Source organism: Phenylobacterium haematophilum (genome assembly GCF_014196295.1).
GTDB classification, from domain to species: Bacteria; Pseudomonadota; Alphaproteobacteria; order Caulobacterales; family Caulobacteraceae; genus Phenylobacterium; species Phenylobacterium haematophilum.
Genome location: NZ_JACIDK010000005.1, coordinates 269,914 through 285,486 on the forward strand (window position 1 = coordinate 269,914; position 15,573 = coordinate 285,486).

The 15,573-nt window shown below is 68.8% G+C and carries 18 protein-coding genes, 1 tRNA gene and 2 pseudogenes; 8 read left to right on the plus strand and 13 right to left on the minus strand.

The window, feature by feature from the left end:
• The first annotated feature begins 8 nt into the window (after positions 1–8).
• Entirely contained in the window at positions 9–1,220 is a 1,212-nt protein-coding gene (gene fabB / locus GGQ61_RS17225; RefSeq protein ID WP_183775529.1) for a beta-ketoacyl-ACP synthase I, read from the plus strand.
• Positions 1,221–1,310: 90 nt separating this feature from the next.
• The gene (locus tag GGQ61_RS17230) at positions 1,311–2,120 is read left to right on the plus strand and encodes an SDR family oxidoreductase (RefSeq protein ID WP_183775531.1); all 810 of its coding nucleotides are present in this window, start codon (positions 1,311–1,313) and stop codon (positions 2,118–2,120) included.
• A 125-nt stretch (positions 2,121–2,245) separates the two neighbouring features.
• Here the strand turns inward: GGQ61_RS17230 and GGQ61_RS17235 are convergent, their stop codons facing one another.
• Positions 2,246–2,989, minus strand: coding sequence for an SDR family oxidoreductase (locus GGQ61_RS17235; RefSeq protein ID WP_183775533.1), 744 nt, complete (start codon positions 2,987–2,989; stop codon positions 2,246–2,248).
• A 103-nt stretch (positions 2,990–3,092) separates the two neighbouring features.
• Between GGQ61_RS17235 and GGQ61_RS17240 the strand changes: the two genes are divergently transcribed.
• Complete coding sequence (locus GGQ61_RS17240; RefSeq protein WP_183775535.1) at positions 3,093–3,698, plus strand: TetR/AcrR family transcriptional regulator; 606 nt, start codon at positions 3,093–3,095, stop codon at positions 3,696–3,698.
• Between the two features lie 4 nt (positions 3,699–3,702).
• Here GGQ61_RS17240 and GGQ61_RS22740 read toward each other — a convergent pair.
• The 7 genes and pseudogenes from GGQ61_RS22740 to GGQ61_RS17270 all read right to left on the minus strand — a co-directional run.
• Positions 3,703–3,813, minus strand: a pseudogene (locus tag GGQ61_RS22740) (PEPxxWA-CTERM sorting domain-containing protein); the annotation flags it as partial.
• Between the two features lie 63 nt (positions 3,814–3,876).
• Positions 3,877–4,407 (minus strand): annotated as a pseudogene (locus GGQ61_RS17245) (discoidin domain-containing protein); the annotation flags it as partial.
• A gap of 46 nt (positions 4,408–4,453) precedes the next feature.
• Positions 4,454–5,062 (minus strand): TetR/AcrR family transcriptional regulator, encoded by a 609-nt coding sequence (locus GGQ61_RS17250; RefSeq protein WP_183775546.1) that lies wholly within the window; start codon positions 5,060–5,062, stop codon positions 4,454–4,456.
• Positions 5,062–6,681 carry a DHA2 family efflux MFS transporter permease subunit gene (locus GGQ61_RS17255; RefSeq protein ID WP_343056172.1) on the minus strand — a complete coding sequence of 540 codons (1,620 nt, stop codon included), beginning with the start codon at positions 6,679–6,681 and terminating at the stop codon, positions 5,062–5,064. Before GGQ61_RS17255 ends, GGQ61_RS17250 begins: the two co-directional genes overlap by 1 nt.
• A gap of 12 nt (positions 6,682–6,693) precedes the next feature.
• Complete coding sequence (locus GGQ61_RS17260; RefSeq protein ID WP_183775548.1) at positions 6,694–7,794, minus strand: HlyD family secretion protein; 1,101 nt, start codon at positions 7,792–7,794, stop codon at positions 6,694–6,696.
• 146 nt (positions 7,795–7,940) lie between these two features.
• Positions 7,941–8,684, minus strand: a complete 744-nt coding sequence (locus tag GGQ61_RS17265; RefSeq protein WP_343056174.1) for an EcsC family protein — start codon at positions 8,682–8,684, stop codon at positions 7,941–7,943.
• 4 nt (positions 8,685–8,688) lie between these two features.
• Positions 8,689–8,934, minus strand: coding sequence for a helix-hairpin-helix domain-containing protein (locus tag GGQ61_RS17270; RefSeq protein ID WP_183775550.1), 246 nt, complete (start codon positions 8,932–8,934; stop codon positions 8,689–8,691).
• A 101-nt stretch (positions 8,935–9,035) separates the two neighbouring features.
• Here GGQ61_RS17270 and GGQ61_RS17275 point away from each other — a divergent pair, with 101 nt between their 5' ends.
• Positions 9,036–10,289, plus strand: a complete 1,254-nt coding sequence (locus GGQ61_RS17275) for a UbiH/UbiF/VisC/COQ6 family ubiquinone biosynthesis hydroxylase (protein WP_183775552.1) — start codon at positions 9,036–9,038, stop codon at positions 10,287–10,289.
• A gap of 106 nt (positions 10,290–10,395) precedes the next feature.
• Here the strand turns inward: GGQ61_RS17275 and GGQ61_RS17280 are convergent, their stop codons facing one another.
• The 4 genes from GGQ61_RS17280 to GGQ61_RS17295 form a co-directional block, all read right to left on the minus strand.
• Positions 10,396–10,599 (minus strand): Trm112 family protein, encoded by a 204-nt coding sequence (locus GGQ61_RS17280; protein ID WP_183775554.1) that lies wholly within the window; start codon positions 10,597–10,599, stop codon positions 10,396–10,398.
• 9 nt (positions 10,600–10,608) lie between these two features.
• The gene (locus tag GGQ61_RS17285; RefSeq protein WP_183775556.1) at positions 10,609–11,274 is read right to left on the minus strand and encodes an LON peptidase substrate-binding domain-containing protein; all 666 of its coding nucleotides are present in this window, start codon (positions 11,272–11,274) and stop codon (positions 10,609–10,611) included.
• Between the two features lie 14 nt (positions 11,275–11,288).
• Positions 11,289–12,188, minus strand: coding sequence for a thioredoxin family protein (locus GGQ61_RS17290; RefSeq protein WP_183775558.1), 900 nt, complete (start codon positions 12,186–12,188; stop codon positions 11,289–11,291).
• 84 nt (positions 12,189–12,272) lie between these two features.
• Positions 12,273–12,785: a prolyl-tRNA synthetase associated domain-containing protein gene (locus GGQ61_RS17295; protein ID WP_183775562.1), complete on the minus strand. Its 513-nt coding sequence runs from the start codon at positions 12,783–12,785 to the stop codon at positions 12,273–12,275.
• Between the two features lie 92 nt (positions 12,786–12,877).
• Between GGQ61_RS17295 and GGQ61_RS17300 the strand changes: the two genes are divergently transcribed.
• The 4 genes from GGQ61_RS17300 to GGQ61_RS17320 all read left to right on the plus strand — a co-directional run bounded on the left by GGQ61_RS17300 (position 12,878) and on the right by GGQ61_RS17320 (position 14,718).
• Complete coding sequence (locus tag GGQ61_RS17300) at positions 12,878–13,618, plus strand: DUF6065 family protein (protein WP_183775564.1); 741 nt, start codon at positions 12,878–12,880, stop codon at positions 13,616–13,618.
• Positions 13,619–13,716: 98 nt separating this feature from the next.
• A tRNA-Gly gene (locus GGQ61_RS17305) sits at positions 13,717–13,791 on the plus strand.
• A gap of 353 nt (positions 13,792–14,144) precedes the next feature.
• Entirely contained in the window at positions 14,145–14,456 is a 312-nt protein-coding gene (locus GGQ61_RS17315) for a hypothetical protein (RefSeq protein WP_183775573.1), read from the plus strand.
• Positions 14,449–14,718 carry a hypothetical protein gene (locus GGQ61_RS17320; protein ID WP_183775575.1) on the plus strand — a complete coding sequence of 90 codons (270 nt, stop codon included), beginning with the start codon at positions 14,449–14,451 and terminating at the stop codon, positions 14,716–14,718. The genes GGQ61_RS17315 and GGQ61_RS17320 overlap by 8 nt, the downstream gene beginning before the upstream one ends.
• 9 nt (positions 14,719–14,727) lie before the next feature.
• On the opposite strand, the gene GGQ61_RS17325 is transcribed toward GGQ61_RS17320, so the two are convergent.
• The gene (locus tag GGQ61_RS17325; RefSeq protein WP_183775577.1) at positions 14,728–15,516 is read right to left on the minus strand and encodes a hypothetical protein; all 789 of its coding nucleotides are present in this window, start codon (positions 15,514–15,516) and stop codon (positions 14,728–14,730) included.
• Positions 15,517–15,573: the final 57 nt, after the last annotated feature.

The window sequence follows — 15,573 nt, forward strand, 5'->3', positions numbered from 1 at the left end:
GCAGGCACATGCGTCGCGTCGTTATCACCGGCATCGGTATCGTCTCGTCCATTGGCGCTGACGCCAATGCAGTCCTGGCTTCGCTGCGCGAGGCCAAGTCCGGGATCAGCTTCTCGCCCGAGTACGCAGAGCTGGGCTTTCGCTCGCAGGTCCATGCCGACCCCGGCCTCGACTGGGAAAAGCTGGTCGACCGGCGCGCGGCGCGGTTTCTGGCTCAGGGCACGGCCTTCGGCCACATCGCGATGGAACAGGCGATCGCCGACGCCGGACTGGAGGAGGCGGAGGTCTCCCACGAGCGGACCGGCCTGATCGTCGGTTCGGGCGGCCCCTCGACCAAGGCGATCATCGAGGCGGCCCACACCGCCAAGGAACGCGGCCCCAAGCGGGTCGGCCCGTTCGCGGTGCCCAAGGCGATGAGCTCGGGCGCCTCGGCGACCCTCGCGACCTGGTTCAAGATCAAGGGCCTGAACTTCTCGATCTCGTCGGCCTGCGCCACCTCCACCCACTGCATCGGCTCGGGCTACGAGCAGATCCTGATGGGCAAGCAGGACGTGGTGTTCGCCGGCGGCGCGGAAGAGCTGGACTGGTCGCTGAGCGTCCTGTTCGACGCCATGGGCGCGATGAGCTCGAACTTCAACGACCGCCCGGCGACCGCCAGCCGCGCCTACGACAAGGATCGCGACGGCTTCGTGATCGCCGGCGGCGCCGGCATCGTGGTGCTGGAAGAGTACGAGCGCGCCAAGGCCCGCGGGGCCAAGATCTACGGCGAGATCGTCGGCTACGCGGCCAATTCGGACGGCTTCGACATGGTCGCCCCGTCCGGCGAGGGCGCGGTGCGCTGCATGCGTCTGGCGATGGCCGATCTCGGCGGCCGCAAGATCGACTACCTGAACCCGCACGGCACCTCGACCCCGGTCGGGGACTCCAAAGAAATGGGCGCGGTGCGCGAGGTGTTCGGCTCGAACGTGCCGCTGATCTCGTCGACCAAGTCGCTGACCGGGCACAGCCTGGGCGCGGCCGGCGCGCAGGAGGCGATCTACAGCCTGCTGATGCTCAACAACGGCTTTGCGGCCGAGAGCGCCCACATCGCGAATCTCGACCCGGAGTTCGCCGACCTGCCGATCCTGCGCGAGCGCAAGGACGTGCAGCTGGAGACCGTGATGTCGAACTCGTTCGGTTTCGGCGGCACCAATGGCTGCCTGGTGATGGCGCGGGTCTAGCATCCGCGCCTCACGCGAACGCGGCTTGCGCAGCCCAGCGCGCCCGTTCACAAACCCTCGACGAAGTTCAGAACGCCAGGGAGACCACGCGTGGCCGAAGATTATCAGATGCCCAAGGGCGACCTGATGAAGGGCAAGAAGGGCGTCATCACCGGCGTCGCCAACCACCAGTCGATCGCCTGGGGCATCGCCTCGCAGCTGGCGGCTCAGGGCGCCGAGCTCAGCTTCCTGCACCTGCCGGGCATGGAGCGCCGGGTCACCCCGCTGGCCGAAAGCGTCGGCGCCAAGGCCATCGTGCCGGCCGACGTGCAGGATGACGCGTCGATGGACGCCGCCTTCGAGGCCGTCGAGAAGGCGCATGGCGCGATCGACTTCTTCCTTCACTCGATCGCCTTCGCCAACAAGGACGAGCTGAAGGGTTCGTTCGTCGAGAACACCTCGCGCGAGAGCTTCCTGCGCGCCATGGATATCTCGGTGTTCTCGTTCGTCGACTGCGCCAAGCGCGCCGCGAAGCTGATGCCGAACGGCGGCTCGATCGTGACCATGACCTACCTCGGGTCCGAGCGGGCGATCCCGAACTACAACACCATGGGCGTGGCGAAGGCCGGCCTGGAGGCGGCGACGCGCTACGTGGCGCGCGACCTCGGCCCGGCGAAGATCCGCGTCAACGCGATCTCGGCTGGGGCCATGAAGACCCTGTCGCTGGCGGGGATCAGCGGCGGCCGCGGCATGCTGGCCCAGGGCCGGTCGATGTCGGCGCTCGGCGAGGACACCTCAATGGAAGGCGTCGCCGGCTGCGCCCTGTGGCTGCTGTCGGATCTCGGCCTCTCGACCACGGGCGAAATCGTCCACGTCGACGCCGGTTTCCACATGATGGGCCTCGGCTCGGACAGCGAGTAAGCCGAGGCTGTCATCCCGGTTTCGCCGCAGGCGAAGACCGGGCCCCATGAACACCGGCGCCTTTTTGACAGCCCGGCGGTAATGGATTCCGGACAGGAGCTCCGGGATGACACGCGTTTGTGCGCTCAGGCGTTCGCCCCGCCGTCGATGACGAAGCCGGCGCCGTTGGCGAAGCGGCTCTCGGGGCTGGCCAGCCAGGCGACGGCGCTGGCGATGTCTTCGGGCTGTCCATATTCGGGAATGGGCATGCGTCCGCGCTGCGGGTCGGCCCCGGGGCCGGCGGCGGGGTTCATGTCGGTGTCGGTCGAACCGGGATGGACGAGGTTGACCGTGATCCCCTGCGGGCCAAGGTCGTGGGCCAAGCCCTTGGTGAAGCTCAGCAGCGCCGACTTGGTCATCGCATAGAGGGTGATGCCGGCCATGGGCACCCGCTCGGCCAGATTCGAGCCGATGTTGATGATCCGCCCGCCCTTGGGCAGGTGCGCGGCCGCGGCCTGGGCCGCGACGATCACCCCGCGCACGTTCACCGCCAGCAGCTGGTCGATGTCCTCAAGCGTCCAGCCTTCGACCGGCCCGACGCCGCGGGCGATGCCGGCGTTGTTTACCAGGATGTCCAACCCGCCCAGCTCGGCGGCGGCGCGGTCGACTGCGGCCTTGACCGCGGCGGGGTCGGCGCTGTCGGCCTGGATCGCCAGGCCCGTGCGGCCCAAGGCTTCGATCTGCCGGACGAGGGCCTGCGCCTTGTCGGCTGAGCGCTCGTAGCTGATGGCGACGTCGGCGCCGTCACGCGCCAGGCGCAGGGCGATGGCGGCGCCGATGCCGCGGCTGGCGCCGGTGACCAGGGCGCGCTTTCCGGAGAGGTTCGACACGGGGGTGCTCCATTTCTGTGTCGTTCGATACAGAAAGCAGATGGTCGGCTTGTCCGGTTCCGTCAAGAGATTTATATATCGGTCGATATAGAAAGGTTGAACCATGGCCGAACGCGGCCGACCCCGCAGTTTCGATCGCAGCGCCGCCCTGGTCCGGGCGATGGAAGTCTTCTGGACCAAGGGTTACGAAGGCGCGTCGATCAGCGACCTTACCGAGGCCATGGGCATCGGCTCGCCGAGCCTCTATGCGGCGTTCGGGTCGAAGGAGGCGCTGTTCCGCGAGGCGATCGAGCTCTACGGCCGCACCGAAGGGCCGGCGATCTGGGACGCGGTGGAAAACGCGCCCGACGCGCGCTCGGCAGTGGCAGGTTTCCTGACCGCCACCGCACATTCCTTCTCAAGGCCGGGCAAGCCGCGCGGTTGCATGGTCGTGCTTTCCCAGCTCAATCCGACCGAGGCCAGCGCCAGCGTCTGCGCCGCCCTGCGTGAGAACCGGGCGCAGGGACAGTCGGGGTTGGAGAGGCGTCTGCGGCGGGCCGTCGAGGTCGGCGAACTGGCGCCCGGCACGGACGTCGCGGCGCTGGCGGCGTTCTACCTCACCGTCCAACAAGGCATGTCGATCCAGGCCCGGGACGGGGCCAGCGAGGAGACGCTGCTGGCCGTGGCCAAGGGCGCGATGGCGGCCTGGGAGCCGCTCACCGCGCCCTGACGCGTCAGGCGAACTTCTGGTCGCGGCGGCGGGCCGCGCGCAGGGCCGTTCCGGCCAGGCCGAAGCCGGTGATCATCATCGCCCAGGTGGCCGGCTCGGGAACCGCCGAGCCGGTGAAGCGCACCTCCGACAGGCCGATCGGCGCGTAGCCGTAGGTCTCCGGATACTTCTGGTGATTGCCGTCCAAGGCGATCTGGACGTAGCGAGCCGCGCCGCTGAAGCCGAAGTTCTCGGCGGCCAGCACCTTGCCGGTCCCGCGCGCAAGCTCGCCGGCCAGCACCTGGGTGTAGGTGACGCCGTCGGTCGAGATCGAGATCTTGAAGGCCTTGGAGGCGCGGTCGAGGGTCGAGGCGAATTCCTCGACGCCGAAGTTGTAGTTCCAGATGTCGGCGCCCGAGAGCTTGTAGGTCTGGCCCAGGTCGAAGGTCAGGGCGGCGGCGGAGACGCCCAGGTCGGTCATCCACATGTTGGCGTAGTCGGCGTCGTGCAGGCCGCCCGACAGGCCGCTGCCGTCGATCAGGTTCTCGGCGTTATAGGTCCCCCAGAAGGGGAAGGTGTTGGTGGCGGTGACGCCGACCGGAGTGATCGTGGTCGCGGCCGCTGCGGGGAGCGCGAGCGAGCCGGCGGCGACGAGGGCGGCGAGGCCCAGGGACTTGGCGAACATGGTTGCTCTCCAGTTAAGACTGAAGGGCTGATCGCCCACGCGCATGGCGCCCGCATCATCGTTCGGTGAAGGTTGTGCGGCGCCGCAGGTTCTACGCGGAATAGGCCTTCATGAAGCGCGCGGCCGCCTCGCCCGCGACCCGGTCGATTTCGGCGGCCGAGAACTGACGCTCGACCCCCAGCAGCTGGGCGATCTGGTGGCCGCCGATCACCATGCTGGCGAAGAATTCCGCGGCCAGCACCGGGTCGTCCACCGCCATGCGGCCGTTCTCGGTCTCCATCTTCAGGAACTCCGCCAGCCTTCGGCGCGAGGTGGCCGGGCCGGCCTCGAAGAAGGCCCGCGCCAGGTCCGGCTGCTCGCCGGCGCTCTCGACCGTCATGCGCAGCATGGAGGTCCCGCGCGCGGTCAGCACCGCGTTCAGCATCGAGCGGCCCAGCGCGGCCAACGCCTCCTGCGGATGGTCGACGGCCTCGGGCACCAGCAGCGGGGCGGTGATCTCGGCCACCCGCCGGTCGACAATGGCGCGGATCAGTTCCGGCTTGGAGCCATAGTGATTGTAGATCGTCTGCTTCGACACCCGCGCGCGGCGGGCGATCTCCTCCATCGAGGCGGCTAGGCCGCGCTCGCCGAACACCTCGGCGGCGGCGTCGAGGATGGCTTCGGTCTTGGCGAGGTCGATCTGGCCAGGGGCGCGGGGCATCAGTGGCCCCCGCCGCCGCTGGGCGGCGGCGCGCTCTTGCCGGGCGTGGCCAGGAAGCCGAGCAGGGCGGCGAAGGCGCAGCCCAGGGCCAGGAAGTAGAAGCCGTCAGCGAAGCCGAGCACGGCCGCGTCACGGCGCAGGGCCATGCCCAGGAACTTGCGGGCCGCGCCTTCCGGATCGGCCAGGCCCTGGGCCTCCATCATCGAGGTCAGGCCGGCCAGCATCTCCTGGCCCTGCAGATTGGCCACTGTCATCGCCGCCGACAGCTCCGAGAGGTGCACGGCGGTCTGGTCGCTGAGGATGGTGGTCAGGATGGCCAGGCCGATGGCCCCGCCCACGTTGCGGATCAGGTTCACCAGGCCCGAGGCGTCCTTCATCATCGAGACCGGCAGGGTCGAGACCGAAAGCGCCTGGGCCGCGATCATCGCGACCATCACTCCGAAGCCGCGGATCGCCTGCAGGGCGGCGAATTCCCAGAAGCCCCACTCGGCGGTGACCTTGACCCCGAGGCCGACCCCGTAGGCGGCCAGTGCGAAGCCGGCGACCAGCGAGATCCGCGGATCCATCAGCCGCACGACACGGCCGACAATCGGCGCGCTGAGGAACATGGTCAGGCCCGAGACCAGCATGGTGGTGCCAACTTCGGCCGCCGAGTACTGGCGGATCTGCCCGAGGAACAGGGGCAGGATGAAGGTGCCGCCGAACAGGCTCATCCCCGAGACGGCGTTCATCAGGAAGCCGAGGGTGAAGTTGCGGTCGGTGAACGGCCGCAGCGAGACGATCGGCTGTTTGTAGGTGAGCTGACGCCAGACGAAGACGACGCCGGTGATCACCGCGGTCACCGTCAGCCAGAGGATCAGGTCGTCCTCGAACCAGCCCTCGCTCGAACCTTCCTCGAAGACGTACTGCATCGAGAGCAGGAACACCGTCATCGTGAACAGGCCGAACCAGTCGATGCCCTTGGCCAGCGACGGGTCGCCCTTGTCGAAGTCGCCGTAGCGGCCGACCAGGAACATCACCAGCAGGCCGGGCGGGATGTTGACGAAGAACAGCCATCGCCAGTTCAGCGCCTCGGTCAGGTGACCGCCCAGGGTCGGGCCGATGGTCGGCGCCAGGGTGACGATCAGGCCGACGGTGACGTTGGCCATCACCCGCTTTTCCGGCGGGAACACGGTCATGGCGGTGGCGAACACCGCCGGGATCATCGCCCCGGCCGCCAAGCCCTGGAGCGCGCGGGTGACGATCATCATCTCGATGCTGGTCGACAGGCCGGTCATGATCGAGGTGACGATGAAGGCGGCGGCGGCGAACACGTAGACCGGCCGCGTGCCCCACATCTTGGTCAGGTAGGCGGTGAGCGGAATGATCACCACTTCGGCCAGCAGATAGATGGTCTGCACCCAGCTGATCTCGTCGGCGCTGGCCCCGACCCCGGCCTGGATCTGGCTGAGCGAGGAGGCGACGATCTGGATGTCCAGGGTGGCCATGAACTGGCCGATCACCATCCCGCCGAAGCCGAGGAAGATCTTGATCCAGTCGACCTCGCCCGACGCGGTCACGTGACCGCCCGGCGGCGCGGATGCGGCGCCCGGCTTGGGGTCGACGGCGGCGTCGGTCACGGCCGCGGGTCCTTAGCGGGCGACGCCGCGCCGGGCGTACTCGGCCGAGGGCGCAGCTTCGGCGAAGCTCGGGCCGGTGTCGGCGGTGACGTCGACCTTGACCGCGACCGACAGACCCGGGCGCAGGGCGCCGGCCAGGGGCGAGCTCGGGTCGACGGCGATCTTCACCGGCAGGCGCTGGGCGATCTTGGTGAAGTTGCCGACCGCGTTCTCGACCGGGATCAGCGCGAATTCCGAGCCGGTGGCCGGAGCGAAGCTGTCGATCTTGCCCTTGATCTCCTGCTTGCCGAAGGCGTCGGCCTTGATGGTCACGGGCTGGCCGATCCTCAGACGCGCGACCTGGGTCTCCTTGAAGTTGGCGACCACATAAGCTTGGCCGAGCGGCACGACGGTCATCAGCGACGAACCGGGCCGCACGTACTGGCCGGTGCGCACGGCACGGGCGCCGACGACGCCGGAGGCGGGGGCCTTGATCTCGGCGCGGTCGAGGTCGATGCGCGCTTGCTCGACCGCGGCGCGGGCGGCGTTCGCTTGGGCGACGGTCTGATCGCGAGCCGAGCCGAGGCTTTCGGCGCTGCGGCGCTCGGCCTCAAGCGTGGCCTTGGCCTGGTCGACGCTGGCGGCCGCCTGGCTGGCGGCGGCGCGGGCCGACTGGGCCCGCTGCGGGGAGACCCAGCCCTGGCCGGCCAGGACGCCGTAGCGGGCCAGCTCGGCCTGGGCGAGTTGGGACTCGGCGTGGGCCGAGGCGACCCCGGCCGCCTTCTGGGCGATCAGCGCCTGTTCCAGGCGGGCCTTGTCGTCGACCGCGCGGACGGCGGCGTCCAGCGCCGCGGCGTTGGCCTCGGCCTTGGCCAGCGCCGCCTTCAGCGGGGCGGTGTCGAGACGGACGAGCACTTGCCCGGCCTGGACGTGCTGGTTGTCGGCGACCAGCACCTCGGCGACGTAGCCGTCGACCTGCGGGGCGACGGTGACCTTGTCGGCCTGGATGAAGGCGTTGTCGGTGGCTTCGAACTTCTGCTTGTTCATCCACCAGGCGCCGCCGCCGATCACGAGGCCGACGGTAACGACCCCGCCGACGGCCAGGGGCACGAGTTTCTTGGGCAAAACCGCCATGTGGAGCGCCTGAAAATCGAAAAGTGGACGCATTAGTCCAATCAAGACCGAAGTAGGGCGACTTCGGACAGGCCGCAATGGGTAAAGTGGACGAGTGCGTCCAAGAAACATGCGCGATACGGAAAGCCGCGGGGCGGCGAGGGCGCTCAGCCCAGCCGGCGCATGCGATAGGCGTTGATAGCCATGTCGCCGACCCGCTGGGTCAGCCGCCAGTTGACCACCGCGCCGACCGGAGCCCCAATGATCGGGATCAGCTGGGCCATCTTGGCCAGGTCGATGTAGTCCCGGTACTCCTGCTGGAAGCGCCGCCAGTCGAAGTCGTCCAGATGTTGGGGATGGGCGTGGGCGTCCCAGTCCTCCATGGCGCGGAACACCTCGGCGCGGTGCGCGGCCGATGAGAAGGCCAGCTGGAAGATGTGCAGCAGGTAGAGCCGTTCGGAGAAGTCCTTACCCGAGTGGCCGTAGATCGCCATCAGGTCGAACAGCAGCTTGAGCTTGATGGTGATCAGCGCGGGGAAGTCGGCCACCGCCAGCCAGAAGCCGCCGGCCCCGGCCACGCCGCCCTCGACCGCCGCAGTGGTGCGGTAGGTCCCGATGGTGGTGATCGCGCGGGCGTCGCGGACCGCCAGCGGCGCATCGAGCAACGGCGGGGCTGTGACCACGTTGGAGCCGGTCAGGATCGCGCGGGTCATCTGCTCGATGACCGCGGTGGCGGTCTTGTGCACCTGCTCGGGGATGACGCTGTTGATCTTCTGCTGGACGCCGCGGGTGGTCTTGTCGAGCAGGTTCGGGGCCTTCAGCATCTGGCCGCGCCAGCGAGTGACCTCCCCGCGTGCCCAGGCCTCGTAGTCGGCTTCCGAAGCGCCGAACGGCGGCTGATCCTTAGCCACGGCGTCAGGCGTCCGCGAGGTGGGCGCGGGCCGCCGCAATGGCGGCGGCGATCGCCCCGCGCGCCTGCGGGCTGTTGCGCCAGCATGTCGAGCCGACCAGCGCGGAGGCCGCCGCGCAGACCGCGCCAGCGTCCTGGCGGGCGAGGGCGGCGAGATCCTCGATCCCGACCTGCTCCAGGCGCTGCACCACGGTCGGGCCGACGCCCTTCACGGCGAGGAGGACGGCGCGTTCGTCGGCGGCGAAGGGCATGGCGGCTCCAACTCTCCTTGGGCCTAAAGAGGTCGGCCTTCGCCGCGCCGGCGTCGAGGTTCGGCCTGGACCTTTGCCTTCATTCGTCGGCATATCCGCCCATGGCTGAGACCTTCGATGCGGACGTGATCATCGCCGGCGCCGGGATGGCGGGGGCGACCTTGGCGCTGGCGCTGAAGAGCGCGGGACTGGAGCCGCTGCTCATCGATCCGGTGGTGTTCGACGACCAGCTGGCGCCGACTTTCGACGGTCGCGCCTCGGCCATCGCCTTCGCCTCGTTCCGCCAGTGGCGGACCCTGGGCCTGGCCGCCGAGATCGAGCCCTACGCTCAGCGCATAGAACAGATTTTGGTCACCGACGGCTTTTCGCCGGGGGCGGCCGCGCGGGCGCCGACGCCGTTCTATCTGCGCTTCGATTCCGCGGAGATCGCCGACCGTTCGGAAGGCGAGCCGCTCGGCTACATGATGGAGAACCGCCGCACCCGCGCGGCGCTGGCGGCCGGGGTCGGCCGGGCCGGCATCCGCGTCGAGGCCCCGGCCCGGGTGGCGGGCGTCGAGCTGGGCGCCGGAGGGGCCAGCGTGACCCTGGAGGACGGCCGGGTTCTGCGCGCGCCGCTGGTCGTCGGCGCCGAGGGCCGCGGCTCGGTGGTGCGCAAGGCGACCGGCATCGGCGTCACCGGCTGGGACTATCCGCAGACCGGCGTCGTCGCGACGGTGCGGCTGGCCCGCGGCCACGAGGGCGTCGCCCACGAGTATTTCCTGCCCGGCGGCCCGTTCGCGATCCTGCCGCTGACGGAAGATCGGGCGAGCCTGGTGTGGACCGAGAGCCGATCCAAGGCCGCAGCGCTGAATGCCGCCTCGCCGCAGGCGTTCCACGCGCACCTGCAGCGCCGGTTCGGGGAGTTCCTCGGCGCCGCGACGCTGGACGGGCCGGTGTTCACCTATCCGCTGTCGCTGCAGCTGGCCGAGCGGATGACGGCGCCGCGGGCGGTGCTGCTGGGCGACGCGGCGCACGGCATCCACCCGATCGCCGGCCAGGGGCTGAACCTCGGCCTCAAGGGCGCGGCGGCGCTGGCCCAGGTGCTGGTCGAGGCGGCGCGGCTGGGCGAGGACATCGGCTCGGAGCTTGTGCTGGAGCGTTACGCCCGTTGGCGCAGCTTCGACACCGTGATGCTGGCGGCGGCGACCGACGTGTTCACTCGGCTGTTCTCGAACGACAATCCGGTGCTGCGCCTGGCCCGCGGGATAGGCATGTCGGCGGTGAACCGCATCGGCCCGGCGCGGCGGTTCTTCATGGAAGACGCCGGCGGCGCGACCGGCGACCTGCCGCGTCTGCTGCGCGGCGAGGCGCTGTAGGTCGCGCCGCCTCTGCAGAAATGGGGCGAGCCCCAGCAAACGCCAAAGCCATCAGGTGTTTGTGGGTCCCGGACAAGCGCTGCGCTTTCCGGGATGACATCCATTTTTAGTCGATGGTCCGCGCTTCCTCCGGCAGCATGATCGGCACGCCGTCGCGGATCGGATAGGCGAGCTTGGCGCCGTTGCTGATCAGCTCGCCGGCGGCGCGGTCATAGACCAGCGGCCCGTGTGTGACGGGGCAGACGAGGATTTCCAACAGCCGCGGATCGACGTCGGCGGTGAGGGCGAGCGGGGCGAGAGCGTCGGACATGGCGCGCTTCTACTGGATCGACTGCGGGCCGTCATCGTCCGCTTCGAGACTGTCGATCTCGAGCAGGGCGGTCAGGGCTTCGCAGCGGTCGGCGACGGTGGGGGCTTCCAGCAGCGCCTGCTTCTCGGCCGGCTCGAACGGCAGGCCCATGGCCAGCGAGGTCACCAGGCTTTCCAGCGGCGCGGTCTCGGCGGTCTCCCAATCGATGTCGAGCTCGCGACGGTTCAGATAGCGCTTGAGCGCCCCGGCGAAGCGGCGACGGTCGAAGGCCGGGATCTCGGCCGCGTCGACGCTGAGGTCCTCCGAGTAGGGATCGAACTCGGCCCGCACCTGACGATAGGGCGTGGCCACCGAGAGCTCTTCCCGGATCTGGAAGCGGCATATCCCCGTCAGGGTGATCAGGTAGCGGCCGTCCGACGTCTCGGAGAAGCTGGTGATCCGGCCGGCGCATCCCACGCTCGCCAGGTTCGGCCGCGTGCGATCGCCGCCCGCGCGGGTCTGGACCATGCCGATCATGCGGTCCCCGGCCATGACGTCGTCGATCATGTTCAGGTAGCGCGGCTCGAAGATCTGCAGCGGCAGGTCGCCGCCCGGCAGCAGCAGCGCCCCGTCCAGCGGGAACACCGGGATCACCTGCGGGAGGTCTGAAGCTCTGCGAAAAGCGGCGGCCGGCATGATGCGGCCCTTCCTCATGAGAACAGGATGGATGAAAGCCGGCGGCGGCCGGCGCGGGTGATGTCGGAGCCGGAACCGGCGGCCTCGAAGATGGTCAGCAGCTGCTTGCGGGCGGCCTCGTCGTTCCACTCGCGGTCGGCGGCGATGATCGTAAGCAGATGGTCCGAGGCCTCAGCCCAGGCGCCGCGGGCGGCCAGCGCCTTGGCGATCTCGTAGCGGGCCTCGTGGTCGTTCGGGTCCTTGGCCAGGCGCTGCTCGAACGCGCCGGTCTCGCTGGGGCCTTCCTCGGCCAGGGCCAGGGCGGCGCGCACGCTGTCGAGATCGGCGTCCTTGGCGTCGGCCGGGGCCATGGCGGCGATCTCGGCCGCCCGTTCGGGGTCGCCGCCGGTCAGGTAGCAGCGGGCCAGGCCGCCGATGGCCTTCACGTTATCGGGCTCGGCCTGCAGCACCTGGGCGTAGGCCTGGGCCGCGCCGCCGATGTCGCCGACTTCGAGGCTCTCCTTGGCCATGGCCAGCAGCTCGTCGGTGGCGTTGGCCGGGGCCTGGCCGGCGATGCGGTCGACGAACTGCTTCACCTGGCTGTCGGGCAGGGCGCCCATGAAACCATCGACCGGGCGGCCGCCGACGAAGGCGAACACCGCCGGGATCGACTGTACGCGCAGCTGGCCGGCGAACTGCGGGTTGGAGTCGATGTCGATCTTGACCAGCTTGACCTTGCCCTTGGCGGCCAGGACGTTCTTCTCGATCGACGGGCCGAGCTGGCGGCACGGACCGCACCAGGTGGCCCAGAAGTCGACGATGACCGGCGTTTCCTTCGAGGCCTCGATGACGTCGGCCACGAAGCTGGCGTCGGTGCCGTCCTTGATCAGGTCGCCGGCGGCGGCTTGGGGCTGGGTCTCGCCGATCAGGCTCATGACAGGTCTTCCAAACGGGGTTGTCGGAACGTAACGCGTCCGGGCGCTAAAATGGTCCCTTAGCGCCGCCGCTTCAACGGGGCTTTAGGCGTCTTCGACCACGGCCATGGCCGCGAAGTCGACGATCAGGGGGGTGATCCCCAGCGCCTGCAGGAACTTGGCGAAGCCCGCCTGCGAGACGCCGGTGGTCGCGGTGTTGGTCATCGGGTGGAAATTCACGCGCTCGGCCTCGGCAAGCCGGCGGTCGAGCACGAAGGTCGCGCGATGCTCCACGTCGTTGATCAGGGCGAAGGCGGTGACCGAGCCCGGCGTCACGCCCAGCACTTCCTCCATGAGCTCCGCCGAGCCGAACGACAGCCGCGCCGAGCCGATCACCGTGTGCAGGCGCTTGAGGTCGATCTGGGTGTCGTCCTGGGCCGAGATCAGCCACAGCCGGCCCTTGGCGTCCTTGAGGAACAGGTTCTTCGTATGGGCGCCGGGAATGTCGTCCTTGATGCCTTCGCCCTCGCCGACCCGAAAGACGGCCGCATGGTCGGTGGTGTGGTGCTCGACGCCGTTCGCGTCGAAGAAGGCGATGAGGTCAGGCCGGGTCTTCATGGCGTCTGCTTAGCGCAAGCGCGTTGGTGGCCGCTAGCGGCGCGCCGCCGGCGGGTCTAGAGCAATCGCCAGAACACAAGCTGGAGGAGCCCATGGAGCTCGAGTGCTATCCCACCGCCGAGCGGCCGCCGGAAATCGTGCCGGGACGGCCCCAGCGCGCCTGGATGGACCGTTTCGCCGAGCGCCACCCCTATCGCTGCCTGCCGCTGACCATGGCCAACACCACCGGCTGGGAGATCCTCTGCCCGATGGCCTTCACCGCCGAGTGGAACGGCGGGGTCATGCAGGACGACATCAAGATGGTCCCGGACCGGCCGCACCCGGATTTCCACAACTTCGTGAAAAGCCACTTCAGCCACGGGGTGATGACCTTCCACCCGGGCTATCTGTTCCGCACGCCGCCGGGCTGGTCGATGATCGCCCAGGGCCCGCCCAACCACGTCAAGGACGGCATCCAGCCCCTGGCCGGCCTGGTCGAGACCGAATGGCTCCCCTTCCCGTTCACGATGAACTGGATCTTCACGCGACCGGGCCGCGTACGTTTCGAGAAGGGCGAGCCCTTCTGCTTCATCACCTTGACCAAGGACCGCGAACTGGCCGAGTTCCAGCCGGTGATCCGCGGCATGGACCGCAACCCCGAACTGCGCGGCCAGTACGACACCTGGGAGAAGCACCGGAGCGAGTTCAACAAGCGAATCTTCCGCGCCGACCCGGACGCGACCAAGGAGGCCTGGCAGCGCTACTACTTCCGCGGCGAGTTCCCCGAGGAGACGGGCGAAGCCCCCAAGGACCACGTCAACAAGCGCCGTTTGAAGGCTCCGAAATTCGGCTGAGAAAAAAGATGGTCCTTGGTGTTGCCAACGTGCGGGCGCTCTGCCATAAGCCCGCTCTCGATTTTCGGGCGGCACGGAACACCAAGTCGCTTCGGAGTGCGGGCGTAGCTCAGTGGTAGAGCACAACCTTGCCAAGGTTGGGGTCGAGAGTTCGAATCTCTTCGCCCGCTCCAATCGAAAATCGGACCAAGCAGGGGTCGCCTTCGGGCGGCCCCTTTGCGTTTCGGACCGGTCGTTCGCGGGCCGAGTTGCGCATATGATCGCGCGTGGTCTATAGGTCCCGGCGATGACCCTGGCTCTCGACCTTGCCGGCCTGACGAACGCGCGCCCCGCGGCGACCGCGACCGCCTGCGCGTCGAAAACCACGACCATGATTATTATCACCCCCACCATTGGGACGGGGCGAACGTACGCGCTTTAAAACAAGCCGACGGATCGCAAGATCAGGAACCCCGCTCCCGAACAGGCAGCGGGGTTTTTTATTGCGCGCTCCGTCGGTCCTTCACCTTCGAAAGGACTGACTGACATGGACTACGCCAATCTCTCATCCGATCCCGCCAGCGCGGGGCTGGCCGCGCGCCGGTTCGCCGCCGCGCTGGCGCAAGAAGCCCTGCTGGAGCAAACGGCTCGCCTGGAGGCGACGCTGACCGGCGGGCTGGAATCGCTGCTAGCCGTCGAGCAGGCGCTGGATCTCGCCTGGCCGAGCGCGGCGCCGACCTGCGAGCTGATCTGGGCCACCGAAGCGGCGCCCGAGGGCCTGCGGCTGCGCGCCTATGACGAGGCCGGCCGGCTGCTGCTGGCCCGCGCCTATGGGCGCGCGGAGGTGAAACGTGGCTGACTGCGCCTGGGGCCGGGCCGAGCGCCGGACGTTCCTGATCGAAGCCTCGCCTGAGGCTGACATCCTGCTGCGCGTGCTGGGTCTCTTCGCGGTCCGCGACGCGAGGGTTCTGACCCTGGAGGCGGCCGAGAGCGCCGAGCAGACCTCCATTCGCATCGAGGTCGGCGCCATCGACGCCGACGCGGCCGGGCGCCTCGTCGCCCGCCTTCGTGAAATGCCCGCCGTGCGAACGGTCGGCGCCGGCTGGCGCGCGTGCGCCTGACCTAGTTGGTCAGGCCCTTGCGTTCGACGCGTCGAGCCGCAAGGTCAGCGGATAGCGGTCGCCGAGTTCCGCGAGTTTGGTCAGCAGCGTCCGCAGGAGGATCGCGACGGCCAGCATCTCGCCGGTCTCCTCGGCCGAGACCAGGGCGATCATGTGCAGAGACAACTGCGAGACGTCCAGCGCACGTTCGGCGTTCTGGATAAGCTCCAGGCCGATCGCCGACGCGACGTAGAGCAGGCCGCCGCCGGCCAGGCCCAGACGCACGGCCCAGCTCTGCCGGAGCCACAGCCGGAAGAGGAAGACGCCCAGCGCCAGCGCCACGACCGCGTAGGGCAGCACGCCGATGCTGCTGAACATGCCGCTGTCGGGCCCACGGTCGCCGAAGCGGTTGAGCTTCTCGTGCAGTTGGGCGGATTCATCGATCGCCATGAAGGCGAGGATGCAGGCGAAGACGGTCCAGGCGCGCGTCTCGCGCTTGTCGGTAGAGGCGCGCGACAGCAACCAGGCCGCGGCGGTCGCCGCAGCGAGCGCAGCCGTCGAAAAGAGCGTCGGGACATTGGCCTCGAACGCCATGCGGAAAAGTTTGCTGGAGCCGCCGTTGGTCCTGTCGTGCAGAGAGGCGGCCAGGTTCGCCGCGAGCAGAACGGCGATCGCCGCCACATGCCAAAAGAACAACCGCTGCGCGGATAGTCGAATTTCCAAGATCGCCCCCCATGCGAAGGCCGGGACCCTAACCCGCATGACGGTTTTATGACAATCGGATTGATCAACTCGGGGTGGCGAGAGGATGTGCAGCAAGCTGCCCGCGCGGGGCAGGGAGCGCTTATGTTTCTATGATCAAAGGAGGGTGTTTAT